Raw genomic sequence first — 18,253 nt, 5'->3', positions numbered from 1 at the left:
CTGAGGCGGCCTTCGTCTGACTCATGTGCTCCGACCAAGGTGCACGTGACCACGACGAAGGCCGTGAAAGTGAGTCGGGTGTGGATCCTTTCGAGGGACAGCTGAGCTGGGAAGATGCTGATTGACGCGTGGGCGGTGCTGTCGTGCTTCTACCGTGGCGAGGTGGAGGTGGGGTGCCATGGTGTCTTTGCCGGAGGAGCTTGAGGCGCGGGAGGCTGCGGCTCGGCGGCGTGTCGAGGAACTCCAGGCCGAGGCCGCGGAGTTGGCCCTCAGGATGGAGAAGGCTCGGGAGGACCTGTCACGGCTGGAGATCACGCGGGAGACCGTCACGAAGGTGCTGGCTGAGTTGTCGGCCGCGGATATGGACGTCGAGTTGGTCGTGTCGGCGGAGCCTGAGCGGGAGTCGGAGCCGCACGGGGCGGCGGTGATGATGGTCCCGCCTTGGCGGGAGGGTCTGGTGACAACGGTGCTGCCGGATGTGTACCGGGACATCATGGAGGTCATCGCCGACGCACCGGGCCCGCTGCAGGCCAAGCAGATTGTGCCGCGGATCGGGCTGCCGGCGACGACCGGGAAGATCGAGGGCACGAGGGTGAAGCTCAAGCGTCTGGTGGAGCGGGGGTGGCTGGACGAGGACGTGCCGGGACGGTTCGGCCTGGCACGTCGCGGTCCGGGCATCGACCGGTCCAACTCCCGGTGACCAAGGGGCTCTTCTCCGTAGATTCGAGGGTGCCAACCACATCGGATCTGCTGAAAGAAGAGCCCGGTGGAACAGTACGACGCCTTACCCGAACCTGATCCGTACTTCGCCTCCCGCGATGCCTTCGAACGCCTCATCTCGGCACTGGCCGAGGGCCCGGCAGGCGGCCTGCCCCATGACGAACTCGAAGTGCAGATTGAACAGTTGGGACGCGAGCTGCTGCGGCAGGTGATGCAGGACCACCTCGATTCTCGCGCCAGGAAGGAGGAGGACGCGATGTGGGACAAGGGAGGACAGCCGGTCGTCCTCGGTCCGGAAGGACAGCCGCGGACCTGGCGGGAGCGAGGGCATCGCCGCCTGCTGACGTGTGTGTTCGGCCCGGTGCGCGTGAGCCGGATCGCCCATCGCGGACGAGGTGTTGCCAACGTGCACCCGGCGGATGCCCAGCTGTCACTGCCCGCCGGTCGACACTCCCGCGGCCTTGCCCGGCTCGCGGCCCTGGAAGCGGTCCGCGGCTCCTTCGACCAGGCCGCCGCAGCGATCGAGCGACGGTGCGGGAAGGTCCTGGGCAAGCGCCGCCTCAAAGAACTGGTCATGGCCTCCGCGGTCGACATCGCCGCCTACTACACGGCGAGGATCCCCACTCCGTGCACCCGCGAGATGCCGCTGATCATCGAGGTCGACGGCAAGGGTGTGGTGATGGTGCGCCGGTAAGGCGCCTCTGTTGTATTCCCGATTCAGTCGGGAGGAACTTGGAGGAAAGTTCTTGGGTCCAATGGCTTACCCAAAGCCGAAAGGTGACGGGGACCGCAGCATGCCAGAAAATCAGTGGCCGGGTCCAGACGTATGGGACGGTGCACTGAGGGACCCGCGTGATATGGCAAAGCCTGGATTGGTTGAAGCCCAATCCCCAGAAGGTGTATACGCCCACCCATCGGAAAGACGTCTGGAACCGGTGCCATGCTCTGCGACGACTCCGCATGACGGTCGATGCAACCTCCAGAGCGTGGGGCGATCCCTAACGAAGGGATTCAAGGGGATGAATGGGATGCCTAAGTCGCGCTGTTACGTACACAGAGGACGTACCCGGGATCACCTAAGGGGCAAAGTGCCCTACGGTGACGGAGGCCCCGTAGTAGTCGCAGGAGTAACGTCCTGCCAGGGAGGGCGGGAAAGCCGTCCACAGGGCCAAGGGGGCCAGGCTGTTCGGATGTTCGAACCGTGGGGGTATGCGTAATGCAGAACGCCCAAACGGTTCTGGATATCCTCCGAAAGCGCGGCAGGGAGGGCCTGCCGCTGGATCGACTGTATCGACAATTATTCAACCCGCAGCTATTCCTTATGGCCTACGGACGCATCTATTCCAACCATGGATCGATGACGCCAGGGGTCACCGAGGAAACCGTGGACGGTATGTCACTGGGAAAGATCGAGCAGATCATTGATGCTCTGCGCCACGAGCGCTATATCTTCAGCCCTGCACGGAGGACTTTCATCCCGAAAAAGAACGGGAAGCTGCGTCCGCTGGGCCTACCGTCCTGGTCGGATAAATTGGTCGCCGAAGTGGTGCGTATGCTGCTTGATGCGTACTACGACGTCCAGTTCTCCGACCATTCACACGGGTTCCGCCCAGGCCGGGGCTGCCACACCGCTTTGCGGGAGGTCGCCGAAACCTGGAAAGGAACACACTGGTTTATCGAAGGGGACATCGCCGATTGCTTCGGGAGCCTGGACTTCACTGTCATGCTTACGGCGCTCGGCGATAATATCCACGACGGCCGGTTCCTTGCGCTGATCCACAAGATGCTCACGGCGGGGTACCTTCAGGATTGGGAATGGCACGCTACTCTGTCCGGCGCGCCACAAGGAGGCATCGCCTCACCCATCCTGTCGAATATCTACCTGCACAGGTTGGATGAATTCGTCGAGACAGTTCTCGTGCCCGGATACACCCGAGGAAAGAACAGGGTCGCCAACCCTGCATACCGGAGGCTCGACTCGCCGATCGCACAGGCGAAACAAAGCGGTGACCATTTGGCTCTCCGCAAGTTGCGCCAGCAGCGCCGCCGTATCCCCTACGGGAATCCACAAGATCCCGGATATCGGCGACTGCGGTATGTGCGGTACTGCGACGACTTCCTACTCGGGTTCAGCGGACCCGTCACCGAAGCCGAGGAGATAAAACAGCGTATCCGACAGTTCCTGAAAGGCGAGCTCAAGCTGGAGCTGTCAGAAGAAAAGACGCTGATCACCCACGCCAGAAAGGGGGCAAGATTCCTCGGCTATCACATCGTCGCCCAGCACGCCAATGACCAGATTACCCGTCAAAACCGGGCAGTCAACGGCGTGATCGGACTGCGAGTCCCGGTCGATGTTCTCACCACCAAATGCGCCCAGTACATGGAACGCGGCAAACCCGCATCCCAGACCAGGCTTCTGCACCGTAGCGACTACAATATCGTGGCAAGGTTCGGAGCCGAATACAGGGGCATGGTGCAGTATTACCTACTCGCCAGCAACGTCCACTGGCTGAACAGACTGCACTGGGTGATGCAGACCTCCTTACTTAAGACGCTGGCCCACAAGCACAATTCCAAGGTCACCAAGATGTCTCGAAAATACAAGGTAAAGGTCGAGACGCCTGAGGGACTGCGGACTTGCTTGCAAGCCCGCATCGAACGCGGCCCAGGGCGGAACCCTTTGGTCGCGACGTTCGGGGGAATTCCGCTGAAACGGCAGCGTACGGCGAAGATCATCGATCGCCGTCCAGTGCGGAGCACCCTCACGGGCAGTGAGCTGATCCGTCGGCTCCGCCACGGGGAATGTGAACTCTGCGGGAGCACGGACAATATCCAAGTACACCATGTCCGTAAACTCGCCGACCTCCAAAGCTCCGAAGGCCCTCAACAACCGGCCTGGGCAGTGTTTATGACGATGAAGCGGCGCAAAACCCTCGTGGTGTGTGCGCCGTGCCATGACGCTATCCACGCTGACCCTCCTGCCGCAATAACGGCATGAACCGCTGGAGAGCCGGATGATCGGAAACGATCAAGTCCGGTTCGGGAGGAGGCTCACGGGAACCGGGCCGGTCAACAGACCGGAACCGCGCCCGTGGGCCGACCTCACCGGCCCGAGGCCCTGCGCGAGGCCACCCGCCGGGCCGCGGCCAAGAGTGCTGCGGCCGGGCGGCGGGGGCGTCTTGCCCCGGGCGAGAAGCCCAACCGCAAACGGATGGCGACGGTGGCCTGCGTCTTCGATGTCGTCCCGGCCCCGCGTCGACCGCACGACATCGTGCACCCGCCCGGTGGCCGCAGTGAAATGCGGCCACCCCGGCAGGGCCCGAAAGCGGAGCGGAAGTGGTGCACCGCCTCGGTGATCCGCCCTCCGGAACGGGTCGTCGCTGACGCCTTCGCGCAGGCCGCTTCCCGCGACCCGCAGTATCTGCGCGACTGGATCGTGCTCGTCGACGGCGCCCGCCATCAACTCGACCTGATCCAGAACGAAGCCGCACGCCGCGGCATCCCCGTTCACGTCCTGCTCGACTTCGTGCACGTCGCCGAGTACACATGGACAGCCGCGCACGCCTTCCATCCCGTCGGCAGCCGCGAGGCCGAGACCTGGGCCGCGGACAAACTCACCGCGATCCTCGCCGGACACGCCGGCCGCGCCACCAAGGAGATGACCGCCCAGGCCACCGCCGAACAGCTTGCCGCCACCCGCCGCGACGCCGTCACCACCTGCGCCCGCTACCTCACCGGTCATCTCGACCAACTCCACTACGACACCGCCCTCGCGGCCGGCTGGCCGATCGCCACCGGCGCCGTCGAAGGCGCCTGCCGACACCTGGTCGCCGACCGCCTCGACATCACCGGCGCCCGCTGGGGACTTACCGGCGCCGAAGCCGTCCTCCAACTCCGCGCACTGATCACCAACGGCGACTTCGAGGACTACTGGACCTTCCACGCGGCCCGCGAACACCAACGCCTCTACCCCAGCCCCGACCAGCAGGAGTACCGCCTCACTGCTTGATCACGACCATCACTCCAGAGGATCCACACCCAAGTGAGTCTGCTGCCTGAAGTTGGGCGACTACGCCTCGCCTCTGAGTACGTCCCGGACGCTTACGTGACGCGTCACCGCAGGTCCGCATCGATACCGCCAGTCGCCTGTTCGGAAAACAGGATCATGACGTTCTGATGCTCTTCGACGCGAAGCTCGACGGCATCGAGGACCCGGGCAGTGAGGTCCACCAGTCCCTGGGCATGGTGAACCTCGCCGCCGATGAGTGGTTCGAACCGTTCGACACAGAAGGCGACCGAGATCCTCAGCGTGAGTTCCGCCACTGACACTCCACTTTTCGCGGCAGCCCGATCGGTTCCCGTGCTCATTACAAAGCCCCGCTCGCTCAATGATGGCTCGGGGGGGCCTCTATGTCTTTGGTCAAGCTAGGCGGGGGGTTCGGTGTTCGTAGAAGGTGCCGTCGCGGAGCATCGCGAAGAGCACGCTGATGCGATGCCGGGCGAGGCGGAGAAGAGCCTGGGTGTGGGTCTTTCCTCTGGCCCGGCAGCGGTCGTAGTAGGTGCGGGAGACGGGATCGTGCAGGGCCGCGAACGCGGATAGGAACATGGCCCGTTTGAGCTATCGGTTCCCGCCTCGTGGTGCGTGTTCGCCGTGGATCGAGGTTCCCGACGACTTCGTGGTCGGCGCGAGGCCGGCGTAGGAGGCGAGGTGGGCGGAGGTGGGGAAGCTGGTGCCGTCGCCGACGGTGACCAGCAGAACAGCAGCGGTCCTGACCGCGACCCCCGGCATCGAGATCAGGACCTGGGAAAGAGGGTGTTCCTCCAGCAGGGTGTTGATCTGGGCTTCCAGGGCCCGGCGCTGGTCGTGGACGGCTGCGAGTTGCCGGGCCAGAGACGGGATGACGATGTCGAGCGTGCCCGTTCCGGGAACCACCACGGTCTGCTCGTCGAGCGCGTCGAAGACCTCGTCGATCAGCCGGACGGCCATGCGCGGGGCCTTGGGCCGGATCACCTCAACGAGCCTGCGGCGTCCGGCTTTTCGCAGGGCGGCCGGGGATCCGTAGCCTTCCAGCAGCCAGGTGACGGCCTGGTGGTCGAGCCGGGGCCCGAGGACGCGTTCGAGGCTGGGGTGGAACTGGGTGAGCAGGCCGCGTATGCGGTTGGAGGTGCGGGTGGCCTCGGCTGCGAGGTCCTGGTCGAAGCCGACCAGCACAGTCAGCTCGGCGGTGATCTCGTCAGTCAGCTCCAGCGAGCGCAGAGTGTGCGGCATGGTGCGGGCGGCGTCCGCGATGACCGCGGCGTCCTTTGCATCCGTCTTCGCCTCGCCCGGGTAGAGATCGGCGATCCGCCGCATCGCGAGTCCCGGCAGGTAGGCGACCTTGCAGCCCGCGTCCCTCGCGACCGTCAGGGGCAGGGCGCCGATCGAGGCGGGCTGGTCCACGATCACCAGCACGGTGCCGAACTTCGCGGCCAGCTTGTCGAACACGGCCCGCAGTTTCGGTTCGCTGTTGGGCAGCGGTTTGTCGTAGACCTTCTTGCCGGCCGGGGTCAGCCCGTGACCGTGGTGGGCCGTCTTGCCGACATCCAGGCCGAGGAAGACGCCCACGTCGCCGGTGTCGAACATCGTGCTCTCCACTCCTTTGGTGCGGCTGGCCTGGGCATCGGTGTCGTACACGCGCATCCACTGGTGATCGGTACGATCGGCGGGTTGGAGGGGATGCGATGTTGCAGGTTCTGTACAGCGGGGAAACGAAAGAGCTCGAGCTCTCCGGGACGCGTCAAGGACTGCTGGCGTTCGGGCAGCTGCTGCGGGGGAAGGCTGGAAGCTTTGACCTCTCGGAGAACCCTCGCCCCTCTCCCTACGAGAGGTCGCTGTCGGAGATCGCGTTTCGGGAGGATCCAGAGCGGGCCACCGTTTCGATCGTCACGGAAGCCCAGGTCCTGAGGATCACGGGAGGGCGGGAAGCTCTCGACCTCCTCGCCGACAACCTTGAGGGCTTCGCCTCAGAGGCGGGTGCAAGCGATCATTGCCACGTCGACTCCCCGACATACGACTACGTCGCGCCAGAGTCGGACCCGCTGGTGATTGTGTTCATGAAGTGAGCCACGAGCCTTCGGCCGCACCGCAGTTGAGTCTGTGGGTCTCAGTGCGGGAGAGCGATCGTGGGCCTGATCGGATTGCCGGTTGGCCTCGGGTAAGGCGGCGGACCATGACGCCGATCATGGCCCATCGAATCATCGTCTCGGAGTGGGCCGGGCTGGTCTCGTAGTCCCGGGCGAGGCGCCGGTGGGCGGTAAGCCACGCGAAGGTGCGCTCTACCGCCCACCGCTTGGGCTGGACCTGGAAACCGCGCCGGTCAGGGGCCTTGCGGACGATCTCCAGATCGCGGCCGAGGATCTGTGCGACCCACTCGACCAGACGGCCGGCAAAGCCCTGGTCGGCCCAGACCTTCCGGACACCGGGATGGTCGAGCCTGGTCCACAGCAACGGCCGCTTCGCGCCGTCGCGGTCCTGGACGCTCGCCGCGACGACATGGACGGCCAGCAGCAGTCCGAGGGTGTCGGTGACGATGAACCGCTTGCGGCCCTTCACTTTCTTGCCCGCGTCGAATCCCCTGGTCGCAGCGGGGACGGTGTCGGCGGTGCGGACGGACTGCGAGTCGATCAGGCCCGCGCTCGGCTCCGCGTCGCGGCCGTCGGCCTCGCGGACCCGGCCGCGCAGGGCGTCATGGATACGCTCCACGGTGCCGTCGTCGTGCCACCACGTGAAGTACCAGTACACCGTCGGCCACGGAGCGAAGTCCTTCGGCAACTGCCGCCAGGCACACCCCGTCCGCACCACGTAGAAGATCGCATCCACGATCCGCCGCCGCGGATGCTTCTCCCGCCGACCACCCTTCGGACCCACCCGCGCTGGCGGCAGCAACGGCTCCACCAGCGCCCACTGCTCATCCGTCAGGTCCGACGGATACTCACCCCCATCACCGCTCACAGAGGATTCAACGACCACCTTGGCAACGGGAGACGGCAGATCTCAAACACGATCTGAGACACAACTGCGGGCCCTGGAGCTCAAGGTCTCCGACGGAGTCGTCCACTGTGACGTTCTGGAGACGGATACCTGATTCAATCAACGAACGCCGAAAAAGGCAGTGTCACCGGCATCATCGAGAGAGGGAATTGCTATGCAGGCAACGTGTACGCAGGCAGAGATCACCAACCTAGAAGCGCTCTTCGGTGACATGGAAGAGCAGCTCACCGTGATAAACGAGCCCGTCGGCATTGACCCTGTCGACGGCCCGATGATGATCACGACTACCACTATTACCGCGACGCGGGTTTCTGTGTTGGCGAAGTGCTGATCAGGTAATTACTGTGGGTGGCAGAGGATACTGCCGCCCACAGTAGGTTTACGCTTTCATGCGTGAGACAATATCCTGGTATTCAAAACTGGGCATCAGGCCCAACTCGGCCTCGACGAACTTGGAGTAGTCCTGATAGACACGCCAGGCGGTAGCATTGTCACTGCGGTGGATGAAGGCTGAAGTGATCGTCCGGTAGGGAGACTCGGATAAGGGGTCGACTTTGATCGCGCTTTCGGCCATTTCTATGGCGAGCAGGATTCTCTCGCCGGCAAGGAGCATCTGCGAAAGAGAGTCAAGAGCGAGAAGTCGCAGGTGATTCCATTCCTGCTGCACACTGAAGCTCTGCTCGTCCGATTCACCATCGAGCACGATGGACTTCAGTGGCGCCCAGCGTTCCGGCGGCGAGTTGAGGACCTCCTGCTTCGAGATGGCTTGCCGTACCAGCGCCTGTGCGAGATCCCACGCCGCATGGAGGTCGATATCCTCGGACTGTTCCACGAGGATTACATGCCCCTCCGACACCTTGAGCACAGGCGTATCGGGCAGCAGTCGGTTGATTCTCCACAACAGAGTGCGCAGCCTCCTGGCTCTCTGTCGCTCCGGCACCTCAGGCCACAGGTGTGCCGCCAGTTCGGCTCGTGAGAGCGAGGACCTCTCCAGTGCGACCAACGTGATCGCAAGGCGCGGCACAGCTGGAATCGCAACCCGCTCCCGCCCGTTGTGGAGAAACTCGAACCTTGGCATGAGTCGTACTTCAACCACTGCCCCCCCTAACTTGCGGCGCCAGACGATCTCGACGCTGCAGAAAGCCGCTCTGCTCGCCTTAACGGTTGTTTCACCTCTGCTGGAGAAGCTGCCCCTTGGCAAGCTGTCGGTAGAACTCGTCCCCTTCCATCAACTGGGCATGCGTTCCAATCGCTTTGACGGTTCCCCCCGCCAACACGATGATTCGGTCTGCTGAGATCACGGTGGAGAGCCTGTGCGCGATCACCATCGTCGTGGAACTGTGAGCCAGCGCATCGAGCGCATCGTGCAGTGCTCGTTCGTTCACGGAGTCGAGCTGCGATGTAGCTTCGTCCAACAGGACCAGGGCGGGCCGGCGCAGCAGGAGACGGCCTGCCGCAACCCTCTGGCGTTCACCGCCGGACAGTTGTGATCCGCGCTCTCCCACAGGGGTGTCAAGGTGGGCAGGCATTCTGGCCACCACACCATCGAGGCGCACTGAACGGACGACTTGGTCAAGTTCGTCGTCAGACACTTCGCGATCCACGCCGTAGACCAGGTTCTCGCGGAGCGTTCCGGCCAGCACCGGGGCGCTCTGTTCCACGTAGCCGATCCAGGATCGGAGTTCGTTCAGTGGGATGTTGTTGATGTCATCATTGTCAATGAGGACGCGGCCGGCAGTAGGCTCGTAGAAGCGCTCGATGAGGCTCAGCACGGTCGACTTGCCGACACCCGAAGGGCCGACGATCGCCGTTTTCGTTCCGGATTCCACACGGAACGACAGCTTGGCCAACACCGGCTCGTCGGCGCGGTAAGCGAAATCGACTTGCTCGAATTCCACACTCGGCGGTTGGTCACGCCGCTGCGTCGGCAGCCGTCCTTCCTGCTTCGGACGTTGAGTCAAGGATGTGTCGGCAACTGCGCCCGTTCCGCGGTCTTCCGTCTCCATCGAGTCCACCTCGACGATGCGAGCGGCGGCGGCGAATGCTTTCTGGAGTTGCGTCACCGCGGCAGTGATCACCATCAAAGGTGAGGCCAGGTACATCACGTAGAGGAGGAAGGCGATCATGTCGCCCGCCGGCAGAGTGCCGGTGGCAACTCGGTATCCTCCGACTCCAAGAACTGCGAGGAAGGAGATCTGCATGGCCATGGCGGTGCTGACTCCGACGAGTGCGTCGAGTTTCACCGTGCGCACTCCGGCCGTGTATGCCAGGTCGGCGTGGCCTCCGATGCGACTGGCCTCGGCTGCTTGCATGTTTCCGGCCTTCACGGTCCTGACAGCGCTGAGTGCGCGTTCCAGGGCAGAAGTCAGCTGGCCGACATGGTCTTGTGCGGAATGGGTGGACGACTTGATACGGGCGAGCAGTGGAACAACTCCAAGGCCGACCACGACCAGGACCCCGAGTACGACCAGGAACAGAACCCAGTCCAGATAGATCATGAGGGCGGTTGCCCCGACCACGGTCACTACGCTGGGGAGGGCGTCAAGGACGTTGGCGGTCATGACGGACCGCAGCAGCGTCGTGTCGGATCCCGCCTTGGACAGCAGGTCGCCCAGCTGACGGCGGTCGTACTCTCGGACTTTGAGGTCGAGGAGTCTGGCGACGAGCCGCTGGCGCAGTCCAAGGACGACGCGTTCCCCGGCTCTTTCGAGAATGAACAGCTGGCAGCCGGACATCACGGCCCCGGCGACGACCAACGCGATGAGGATCAGCAGCGGCTTCGCCAGAGACTCGCCGCGGCTGACGGTGTCGAGGATGATGCGGGCCGCCATCGGCTGTGCAAGGGCGCCGAGAGAGCCCAGAAGCCCGAGTAGAAGCCCGAGGAGGATGGCTTTGCGGTGGGGGCGGGCTAATCGAAGGAGCGTACTCGATCCAACGTCTCGCGGCTTCTCAGTAGATAACACGTAGGCTACTGCCCCTTCTGCAGGTCAAGTCTTGTCAAAACTATGTCATACAGGCATGAGGAGCCGTATGCGTTTTTCCATGATCTCGATCTGCCAGGCCCAGGTCACCATGTCCATGACGCCGTCGCGGTTGATGATCAGTCCGTCGCGCACCTGCCAGTAGGTGAGGCCGCTCACGTCAACCGGATGCGCACCGCGCTCGCTGTGGAAAGTGCCGGTCAACCGCCACTCCCACACGACGTGTTCGCCATCCGTCACCACCTTCCCCACTGCGAGCCGGTGATCGGGGATCAGTGAGAGCACCGTGGTGACCCTCGCGACCAGTTCGTCCCGGGCCACCTGCTTGACCGGCTGGCCGCTGCCGCCCATCTCGGTGATCTCGGGGGCGAAGTCCGCGACGGCCGCGGCATCATGCTCGTTCCATACGCGGCGTACGTACTCCTCGACGATGTGCCGGACACTCTCAGCGGTGCCGGTCATGCCGGGCTCCCGTCCTGCGGCATCCGCGGCGCGGGGAAGCCGATCTGCTTGAGGAACTCCGCCATGTCGCTCTGGGTGACTTCCTCAATGATCCTTCCGTCCTGGAACGAACTGATGGACATGCCGTGCACCGATATCTGCTTGAACTGCGGGACTTCGTCCGCCAATCGCTGCACGTGCGGCATCAGCATCCGCACATCGGCAATAGTGCCCAGCAGTTGCCATTGCCACGCAACCCGGTCTCCTTCGGCAACGACCCTGTCCACAGTCATCGACGCTTCGCTGTACAGGGCACGCCACTGTTCGGTTTCGCGCTTCAACCTCTCCAGCCCCGCCACCGGCGGCTCGCCCCCGAGCCCGTACATGCGCACTTCCTCGTGCAGGAACTCGCCGAGCCTGTCTACCTGTCCCTTGTTCCACACCACATCGGCGTAGTCATGAATCAGCTGCGTATTGCGCTCCGTGTCCATTCATCCTCCTCATCGATCGCTTGTGTCCTGGTTGCTGCCAACCCCCATGCCGTGGTTCGCCAGTAGTTTCACTGCCGTCTCCAGTGAGGCAGGGCCGCCCTCTTCGGCCTCTCCACTCGTGACGCTGACAGCTCGCTCGGTGCCAGCGACGACATAGCCGTCGGAGTACAGCGTCTCCAGAACGCGTCGCGTCGCGGGCTTGCTGAACGCACCCGTCGGGATGGAGGGCACCAGCACCACTGGCGCGGTCGAGGACATCACCACGGAAGAGGCCAAGTCATCAGAAATGCCAGCGGCCAGTTTGGCGCAGAAGTTCAGCGTGGCGGGGTAAACCAGCACCGCGTCGGCCCAGACGGCCAGGGCGACATGCTGTGCCCCGTCACGGTGTTCGAGGTCCCAGCCTGGCCCGGCGACAGGCTGGCCCGTGAAGCCGGCAAGCGCTCGCGCCGAGACCATCGTCGATGCCTGCTGGGTGATGAGCGTGCGGACTTCGGCTCGGAAATGACCGCGCAGGGCCGAGGCCCACAAAGGGCTGTGGGCCGCGGCTATCCCTCCGGTGACGACGAACAGAAGCCGGCGCGGGCGTTCCTCGTACGTCATACGGCTTCCCCCAACAGGGCAGCGACCTGGGCACTCTGCTCCTCCAGCACACGTGCAACCTCGACGACGGCGCTCTCCGCCGGATCACCGGCCACGAGCCGGCGGGCAATGTTGCGAGACCGCTCCATGCCCAGGCTCGCGTGCCGATCCTCGCCCTCCTGAGGCACACTCACGCTGGCCCCGGGCGAGACACCGACAGCGAACCCGGCAGTCGCCGTACCTAGTTGACCGGGCGGGATCAGTTTCCCGATGGATTCGAGGAAGACAGGCACATCGCCAGTGCGGCAGTACACCACCACGCCGTCGGGCCTCGCTCTTTCCTTCTTTCTCCGAATAATCTTCGATGAAAACACATACGCCTGGTCGTCGAGCCCGGCAACCAGGTCGGCCCACCCCGATGCCCGCCCTTCTCCGTCGAGGCACAAGTAGATACGAGCTGACAACTCGGCAGCGTGCTCCGGACGAATACTGCTATGGAACCAGACCCAGCCGTTCATCACGCCCGGTTCGAGGCTAGGCAGCCTCACCGTGATACGGCCTGCGGCCATACGCTCGATATCGCCGAACTCGACTGCCACCTGAAGCCCGTCGTCACGCCGCACGATGAGCCTGCCGTCTGAAAGCGCAGACTGGTAGGCCCAGTTGCCGCCGGCCAGATGAGTCCGGCCGCCGAGTGCCGTGCGCACCGCGACCAGCAAGCCGGTGTCATCATCGCGGACCTCGTCATCGAAGGTCATGGCCAGATGGAAACGCCGGTAGATCTCACGGCCTACCACTTCGGAGTCCGCCCCCGCCAACTCGTTAAGGAGAGCGGGATCACTAAGAATGCGGGCAATGACCGGCACTGTCATGAGAACCGTCCCGCGAATTTGTCGGGGTGCAGTGCCATGCGCGACGCCACCTTCACCACCATTTTGGGGAGCCTGTCGAACTCGTAAGTCAGTGATGTGTACGAAAGAGCCCGGCACAGAAGCGAGTACGCCGTCATGTGGGGAAGGACGCTTGCCCGCAGAGCAGGAGCTGCCGGTGCCGCTCTGTAACTGCAGAGCAGCGCAGAGATCGCTGACCACGCCTTCTCTGTCTCGGTATCGAGCCGTTCCAACGCCTTGTCCGCGCCCTCAGCAGTACTCTCCGCCGTCGCACGCCTCATGGCCTCCGTCAGCAGTGATGCAGCCAAGGAAGCAAGGTCTCGTTCCGGTAGACCCAGTCCTGCGCATTCCCAGTCGATGAAGCGCACTGCTCTGCCATCAGCACTGGCAAGAATATTGTCGAACTTGAAATCTCCATGCACGAAAACCCGCCGCCCGCTCTCCTCTGCGAGAGCATCGGTCAGGATCCTGGAGAACTCCTGACGGTGGATCTCGGCTGCCAATTCCACTGTCCCCTCAGAGAGTTCACCGAGAAGGGTGAGCGGAATCGGTTCCAGTGGAGGGTGCTCTCCTGCCGCCGCAGGCAGCCACGCCCATCCAGGCCCGGAAATTTCTTGACCGTGCAGAGAGGCGATTTCTCGTCCTGTAACACCCGCGGCACGGTTCAGTGCCTTCGGAGTGCTGAAGAGTTGGTCGAGCGGCGCTACTGAGGCATGGAACTCCACGGTGAGCCGCTCTGCGGTACACGCCAGCGGCGGGATCACTGGTACAGCAGCCTCGGATCGTTCGGTGAGGTAGCACCCAGCAGCAGCGGACTGCAGTGCGGCTTCAAGGAATAACCCGCGTCGCTCGTCGACGTCGCCCCTGGCCCGCTTCACTACGACATCGATGCCCTGCTCGTGTCCTCGCCGCACGTGGTCACGACCACCCAGCACACTGCCGTGCCCTTCGCCCGCCTCCTTGCTCACCCTGTCCGCAGAGGCCGACCGACGGGTCAACGGGGCACGTTCCACTCGATCAGCGACCGCAGTCCGGTGCTCTGCGGCTCTCTCGTCACCTCAAGGCCGGCCGCCTTCCCCAGTGCCACCAGGTCTTCCACCGTGCGGTCGGGGTTTCCCATGTTCGCCTCAAGCCACAGTGCGATCCCGGAATCCTCGGGATCCGCCGCACCTGCAGGCGGGGTCAAGTGCACTTCGGCCAGTAGTACTTTGCCTTCGGGCCCAACTGCATGGGCACAGCCACGCAGGATGTCAAGCGCCTGCTTGTCGTCCCAGTCGGCAAGAATCGCAGAGATGTCAATCCCCTCGCGCCGTGGAGATCTTTCAAGCGGCCAACTCCACGGTGGGGTCGGCCTGATGGTCTCGTTCGTAGTCAGTCGGGCTCCGGTATCCGCACACGCTGTGTAGCCGGCGGGTGTTGTAGAAGCCGGTGATCCAGGCCGCGATCCTCAGCCGCGCCTCGGTGCGGGTGGCGAAGGTGCGCCGGTGGACGTACTCGACCTTGAGCACGCTGTTGAACGCCTCGCTGACGGCGTTGTCGAAGCACGAGCCGACGCGGCCCATGGACTGGGTCACGCCGAGCCGGCGGCAGGCCCGTCTGAAGCGCCGGGACTGATATTCACTGCCGCGGTCCGAGTGGAAGATCACGCCCCTGACGTCGCCGCCGCGGGTGGCCGCAGCCATGTGCAGGGAGGCGACGACCAGCTCCGCGTCGTGGCGCTCGCCCATCGCATAGCCGAGCAGGCGGCGCGAGAACAGATCGATCACGGTGGCCAGAAACAGCTTGCCCTCGCCGGTGACGATCTCGGTCATGTCCCCGGCCCACACCTGGTCCGGGGCATCGGCGGTGAAGTCGCGGCGCACGAAGTCTGGGAACGCCAGCCGCTTGCCCGGCCTGGTCAGCCCCCGGCGCCCTCGGATCTTGCGTCCGGCCAGGCCGAGTTCGGCCATGAGGCGGGCGACGGTGTTCACTGACACTCTCCAGCCCTGGCGCACGAGCGTGATCCAGATCTTCGGCGAGCCATACGTGCCGCCAGACTCGTCGAAGGTCTGCCGGATCGCGTCAGCCAGCTTCCCGCGCCGCACCTCGCGGGCGGTGACAGGACGGTGGCGCCACTTGTAGAACCACGACTCGCTCACGTCCAGGACGCGGCACGTCAGGGTGTGTGGAATGTCCTGCTCGGCCTTGCAGTCGCTGATCACCCCGGCCACCCGGGCCGGGTCCGCGGCAGCTACTTCACCCACAAGGCCATGCAGCGTTTGAAGACATCGCGCTCCATCTCCAGCTCGCGGATCCGCTTGTTCTTCTCCGACATCTCCCGCCGCAGCCGCTCCAGCTCGGCCCGCTCCGACTCCTTGATCCGGCTGCCGGGCACGGCCGGCGCGGGCCGGTCAGAGGACGCCGACCCGTTGCGCCGCCACCGCGACACCCAGCTGTGCAGCGTCCCGGAGTGGACACCGAGCTCCTCGGCGACCTCCGGGATCGACCTTCCCGTCTCGATCACGATGCGTACAGCACCCTCACGGAACTCAGGTGTGTACGTCCGGTGCTTGGACCCCATGAACCTCAACTTCCCCTGCAATCACGGACTCCACGCTACGAGGGGAGGGACACATGGCCGATGATCATCTATCGGTACAGTCACGAGTGAGGGGACTGTACGACGATCTAGGCTCGTTGTTATCGACGTGAGGGGGGTGGGGCGTGGACAGCGGCTCCTGGGTACCGCAATGAGACAACGTGGGTATTGGGTCATGTGTCCTCCTGGCCCGGCGACTCAGGAAGAGCGGACAGACATGTACTGGACACGTCTGCACCGTCGGTGCAAACAAGTCATCGGCGGCCTCCCCTTGCCTGACCCATTTTCTGTCTCGGAACTGTGCGCCCGGCTGGCGGTCGACCGGGGTCGTCCGTTGGATCTGCGCCCCTTGCCCACACCAACGGTTCCCGATATGCCGACAGGAATCTGGCTGGCTACCCAGAGCGCTGACTACGTTCTGTACGACGCCCAGACAAGCCCGCTGCATCAAGAGCACATCATCCTGCACGAGATCGGACACCTGGTGTGCGACCATCGTTCAGACCGCGGAGATCACCAGCTATATCGCCAAATCGATCTGGCAGACGCGGAGTCGATCAGACAGGCACTTCCTCGCTCGCGGTACTCCGACCTTCAGGAGCAGGAGGCGGAGATGATCGCCACTCTCATATTGGAGAGTGCCGGCCGCGTCCCGGCCCCGACCCTGCTGTCCGGGATGTTGGCTGGGCTGGAGTCTGCGATGGGCCTGAGTGAGGCTCGTCGTGAAGGGTCGTCATGCTCTCGTGGCTAGAGAGTTTCGGTATCGCCGCGCTGTGGAGCGTGGCGATCGCCCGAACACCCCAGGCTGTCCGCAGCAGGGATCAGCGACCGCTGTGGTTCGCGATCGTCATGATCGCCGTGGCCATGTCGATGCACCTCGATCCCGTCACTGCGGTCCTCGCGCAGATCGCGCCCAGTGCTCACTGGGTCGACCTGACCACGCACCTGGTGAGCATCCTCGATGCCGCCGCGGTGCTGTGGTTCATCCTTCAGGCAGCCGGTCGCAGGCGCCGCACAGTCCCTGTTTTCGGTATCGCCGTCCTGGTCATGGCAGCGATGGTCCTGCTGGATGTCGGTGGGCCACCGCACGCCCGAATCCAGATAGCGCCGTCCCGTGACATCCCGAGCGTGCCCGATACGTACTGGTGGGTCTTCTTCTCCTTCCACCTGATTGCCGATACCACCTGCGGGGTGGTGTGCTGGAATTACGGCCGCCGCCACATTCCTCGACTGCTGCGCTATGCGCTACGCCTGTTCGGTACAGGAATCCTCATGGCGTCGCTTCTGTGGATACTCAAGCTCGCCTATCTGAAGGATCGTTCGACCGTTTTTGCTCCCTTGTTCTCGCCTATAACCGGTATCGAAGCGCTGCTCATGGCAGCGGGGGCCGCCCTGCCCCTCCTCGCTCACGTACGGCAGTGGTGGCAATACCGAAGTGCCCATCGAGGGCTTGAACTGCTATGGCAGGACTTGACAGCAACAACTCCGGATGTGATCTTCACTGCGGGCAGTCGGCTGCGCGCCGCGGCCATACCGCTGCAGCTGAAGCTGTACCGGCGGGTGATCGAGATCAGAGACGCAATGATTGTTTTGCGGGCCTACGTATCCTCGACCACTCTCGACCAGATCCGCGGACGCGCCGATGGGGACGATGACGTGGAGGCGCATCTGGTCGACGCATACGTCACCGCCCACTGGCTGGTTGCCGCCCTGCATGCCCGCCGTGCCGGCCAGGAACCGCACGCTCAGCAGGCGAACCTCGCCGGGGCCGGCGCGCAGGAACTCACCCAAGAGATCGGCCACTTGTTGCGCGTCGCCGCCGCTTACCAATCTCCGACTGTCCGCGCATACCGCGCGTCACTGGTCGATCCGTACTAGCCATGGAAGAGAGTGCCCGTGCTCATCGCCTTCGCCCTGACCCCGATGGGGGTCGAGGAGAACGTTGCCGAATACGTCGCCGACGCAGTCAAGATCGTCCGAGAGTCAGGTCTGCGGACGCGCTCGGACTCGATGTACACCATGGTGGAGGGTGAGTGGGACGAGGTCATGGAGGTCGTCAAGCGGGCCACTGAAGCCGTCGCTGCCAAGGCTCCCCGTGTTCAACTCGTCCTCAAGGCCGATCTCTGGCCAGGGATGACGAACCCCATGGACGGAAAGATCGCGCTTCTTGAGCAGCAGATCGCGGATGCGTAGTCCTGGCTCCGGTCGCATGCCCTGACGCGGGTGCAGCATGGTGGTTACATTTCCAACCCCACGTCAGGACTGCACCCGTGGAGGGCCCCCATCAGCCCCTGTAGCGATCGGGGCGTGGCGGCCGGTCGGATCCAGCGGCCGGCGGGGCCGTTGAGTTGAGTGGCGGTCCGCTCGGTGGCTCGGGCGATGTCTGATGATCCGCGTCCGGCCGGCCCGGTCCTCAAGAACCGCAACTCCCTTGCGGCGATGCGGTGCAGCCAGCACCGCATCGCCGTGGGAACGCACCCCAACTGCTGCACGACATCGGCACCGACAGCTGTCCGCCAGGGGCCGGCCTCTGCCTGATACGC

General features: G+C 64.1%; 17 protein-coding genes and 3 pseudogenes. 7 read left to right on the top strand and 13 right to left on the bottom strand.

Annotated features, from left to right (window positions below; all coding sequences use genetic code 11):
- Window positions 1-178: 178 nt before the first annotated feature.
- From OHA17_RS40350 to OHA17_RS40335, 4 genes and pseudogenes are all read left to right on the top strand, one after another.
- The gene (locus OHA17_RS40350; protein WP_331721311.1) at window positions 179-700 is read left to right on the top strand and encodes a hypothetical protein; all 522 of its coding nucleotides are present in this window, start codon (window positions 179-181) and stop codon (window positions 698-700) included.
- A gap of 66 nt (window positions 701-766) precedes the next feature.
- Window positions 767-1,402 (top strand): annotated as a pseudogene (locus OHA17_RS40345) (ISKra4 family transposase); the annotation flags it as partial.
- A gap of 534 nt (window positions 1,403-1,936) precedes the next feature.
- Entirely contained in the window at window positions 1,937-3,718 is a 1,782-nt protein-coding gene (locus OHA17_RS40340; protein WP_331721310.1) for a reverse transcriptase domain-containing protein, read from the top strand.
- A 108-nt stretch (window positions 3,719-3,826) separates the two neighbouring features.
- Window positions 3,827-4,729 (top strand): annotated as a pseudogene (locus OHA17_RS40335) (ISKra4 family transposase); the annotation flags it as partial.
- 104 nt (window positions 4,730-4,833) lie between these two features.
- Here the strand turns inward: OHA17_RS40335 and OHA17_RS40330 are convergent.
- Window positions 4,834-5,043 (bottom strand): hypothetical protein, encoded by a 210-nt coding sequence (locus tag OHA17_RS40330; RefSeq protein WP_331721309.1) that lies wholly within the window; start codon window positions 5,041-5,043, stop codon window positions 4,834-4,836.
- 97 nt (window positions 5,044-5,140) lie between these two features.
- Window positions 5,141-6,343: pseudogene (locus OHA17_RS40325) on the bottom strand (IS110 family transposase).
- A 98-nt stretch (window positions 6,344-6,441) separates the two neighbouring features.
- Here OHA17_RS40325 and OHA17_RS40320 point away from each other — a divergent pair.
- Entirely contained in the window at window positions 6,442-6,822 is a 381-nt protein-coding gene (locus tag OHA17_RS40320; RefSeq protein ID WP_331721308.1) for a hypothetical protein, read from the top strand.
- Here the strand turns inward: OHA17_RS40320 and OHA17_RS40315 are convergent.
- From OHA17_RS40315 to OHA17_RS40265, 11 genes are all read right to left on the bottom strand, one after another.
- Entirely contained in the window at window positions 6,812-7,711 is a 900-nt protein-coding gene (locus OHA17_RS40315; RefSeq protein ID WP_331721307.1) for an IS5 family transposase, read from the bottom strand. The genes OHA17_RS40320 and OHA17_RS40315 overlap by 11 nt on opposite strands.
- Window positions 7,712-8,129: 418 nt before the next feature.
- A complete protein-coding gene (locus OHA17_RS40310) occupies window positions 8,130-8,828 on the bottom strand; it encodes a BTAD domain-containing putative transcriptional regulator (protein ID WP_331721305.1) in 699 nt (232 codons plus the stop codon).
- A gap of 91 nt (window positions 8,829-8,919) precedes the next feature.
- Window positions 8,920-10,581 carry an ABC transporter ATP-binding protein gene (locus tag OHA17_RS40305; RefSeq protein WP_406510967.1) on the bottom strand — a complete coding sequence of 554 codons (1,662 nt, stop codon included), beginning with the start codon at window positions 10,579-10,581 and terminating at the stop codon, window positions 8,920-8,922.
- Between the two features lie 177 nt (window positions 10,582-10,758).
- Complete coding sequence (locus OHA17_RS40300) at window positions 10,759-11,193, bottom strand: nuclear transport factor 2 family protein (protein WP_331721303.1); 435 nt, start codon at window positions 11,191-11,193, stop codon at window positions 10,759-10,761.
- Window positions 11,190-11,663 (bottom strand): ester cyclase, encoded by a 474-nt coding sequence (locus tag OHA17_RS40295; protein WP_331721302.1) that lies wholly within the window; start codon window positions 11,661-11,663, stop codon window positions 11,190-11,192. The genes OHA17_RS40300 and OHA17_RS40295 overlap by 4 nt, the downstream gene beginning before the upstream one ends.
- Window positions 11,664-11,672: 9 nt before the next feature.
- A complete protein-coding gene (locus OHA17_RS40290; RefSeq protein ID WP_331721301.1) occupies window positions 11,673-12,263 on the bottom strand; it encodes a flavoprotein in 591 nt (196 codons plus the stop codon).
- Window positions 12,260-13,114, bottom strand: a complete 855-nt coding sequence (locus tag OHA17_RS40285) for a T3SS effector HopA1 family protein (RefSeq protein ID WP_331721300.1) — start codon at window positions 13,112-13,114, stop codon at window positions 12,260-12,262. The genes OHA17_RS40290 and OHA17_RS40285 overlap by 4 nt, the downstream gene beginning before the upstream one ends.
- Window positions 13,111-14,100 carry an aminoglycoside phosphotransferase family protein gene (locus OHA17_RS40280; RefSeq protein WP_331721299.1) on the bottom strand — a complete coding sequence of 330 codons (990 nt, stop codon included), beginning with the start codon at window positions 14,098-14,100 and terminating at the stop codon, window positions 13,111-13,113. Before OHA17_RS40280 ends, OHA17_RS40285 begins: the two co-directional genes overlap by 4 nt.
- 26 nt (window positions 14,101-14,126) lie before the next feature.
- Complete coding sequence (locus OHA17_RS40275; protein WP_331721579.1) at window positions 14,127-14,489, bottom strand: methyltransferase; 363 nt, start codon at window positions 14,487-14,489, stop codon at window positions 14,127-14,129.
- The gene (locus tag OHA17_RS40270; RefSeq protein ID WP_331721298.1) at window positions 14,455-15,375 is read right to left on the bottom strand and encodes an IS3 family transposase; all 921 of its coding nucleotides are present in this window, start codon (window positions 15,373-15,375) and stop codon (window positions 14,455-14,457) included. Before OHA17_RS40270 ends, OHA17_RS40275 begins: the two co-directional genes overlap by 35 nt.
- On the bottom strand, window positions 15,363-15,692 hold the full coding sequence (locus OHA17_RS40265; protein ID WP_331721297.1) for a transposase: 330 nt from the start codon (window positions 15,690-15,692) through the stop codon (window positions 15,363-15,365). The genes OHA17_RS40270 and OHA17_RS40265 overlap by 13 nt, the downstream gene beginning before the upstream one ends.
- Window positions 15,693-16,445: 753 nt before the next feature.
- On the opposite strand from OHA17_RS40265, the gene OHA17_RS40260 reads away from it, so the two are divergent.
- A complete protein-coding gene (locus OHA17_RS40260; RefSeq protein WP_331721295.1) occupies window positions 16,446-17,588 on the top strand; it encodes an MAB_1171c family putative transporter in 1,143 nt (380 codons plus the stop codon).
- Between the two features lie 18 nt (window positions 17,589-17,606).
- A complete protein-coding gene (locus tag OHA17_RS40255; protein WP_331721578.1) occupies window positions 17,607-17,903 on the top strand; it encodes an MTH1187 family thiamine-binding protein in 297 nt (98 codons plus the stop codon).
- Window positions 17,904-18,253: the final 350 nt, after the last annotated feature.

Source organism: Streptomyces sp. NBC_00212, assembly GCF_045206365.1.
Lineage (GTDB): Bacteria > Actinomycetota > Actinomycetes > Streptomycetales > Streptomycetaceae > Streptomyces.
Note: the sequence above shows the minus strand (reverse complement) of the source record. Positions and strands in the feature narration are given on the sequence as shown.

Bases quoted from the DNA above. Each gene is read 5' to 3' on its own strand.
- OHA17_RS40350 (WP_331721311.1), top strand. From the start codon at position 179: ATGGTGTCTTTGCCGGAGGAGCTTGAGGCGCGGGAGGCTGCGGCTCGG.
- OHA17_RS40265 (WP_331721297.1), bottom strand. From the start codon at position 15,692: ATGGGGTCCAAGCACCGGACGTACACACCTGAGTTCCGTGAGGGTGCT.
- OHA17_RS40300 (WP_331721303.1), bottom strand. From the start codon at position 11,193: ATGACCGGCACCGCTGAGAGTGTCCGGCACATCGTCGAGGAGTACGTA.
- OHA17_RS40320 (WP_331721308.1), top strand. From the start codon at position 6,442: ATGTTGCAGGTTCTGTACAGCGGGGAAACGAAAGAGCTCGAGCTCTCC.
- OHA17_RS40260 (WP_331721295.1), top strand. From the start codon at position 16,446: ATGCTCTCGTGGCTAGAGAGTTTCGGTATCGCCGCGCTGTGGAGCGTG.
- OHA17_RS40295 (WP_331721302.1), bottom strand. From the start codon at position 11,663: ATGGACACGGAGCGCAATACGCAGCTGATTCATGACTACGCCGATGTG.
- OHA17_RS40285 (WP_331721300.1), bottom strand. From the start codon at position 13,114: ATGACAGTGCCGGTCATTGCCCGCATTCTTAGTGATCCCGCTCTCCTT.
- OHA17_RS40290 (WP_331721301.1), bottom strand. From the start codon at position 12,263: ATGACGTACGAGGAACGCCCGCGCCGGCTTCTGTTCGTCGTCACCGGA.
- OHA17_RS40310 (WP_331721305.1), bottom strand. From the start codon at position 8,828: ATGCCAAGGTTCGAGTTTCTCCACAACGGGCGGGAGCGGGTTGCGATT.
- OHA17_RS40305 (WP_406510967.1), bottom strand. From the start codon at position 10,581: ATGGCGGCCCGCATCATCCTCGACACCGTCAGCCGCGGCGAGTCTCTG.
- OHA17_RS40340 (WP_331721310.1), top strand. From the start codon at position 1,937: ATGCAGAACGCCCAAACGGTTCTGGATATCCTCCGAAAGCGCGGCAGG.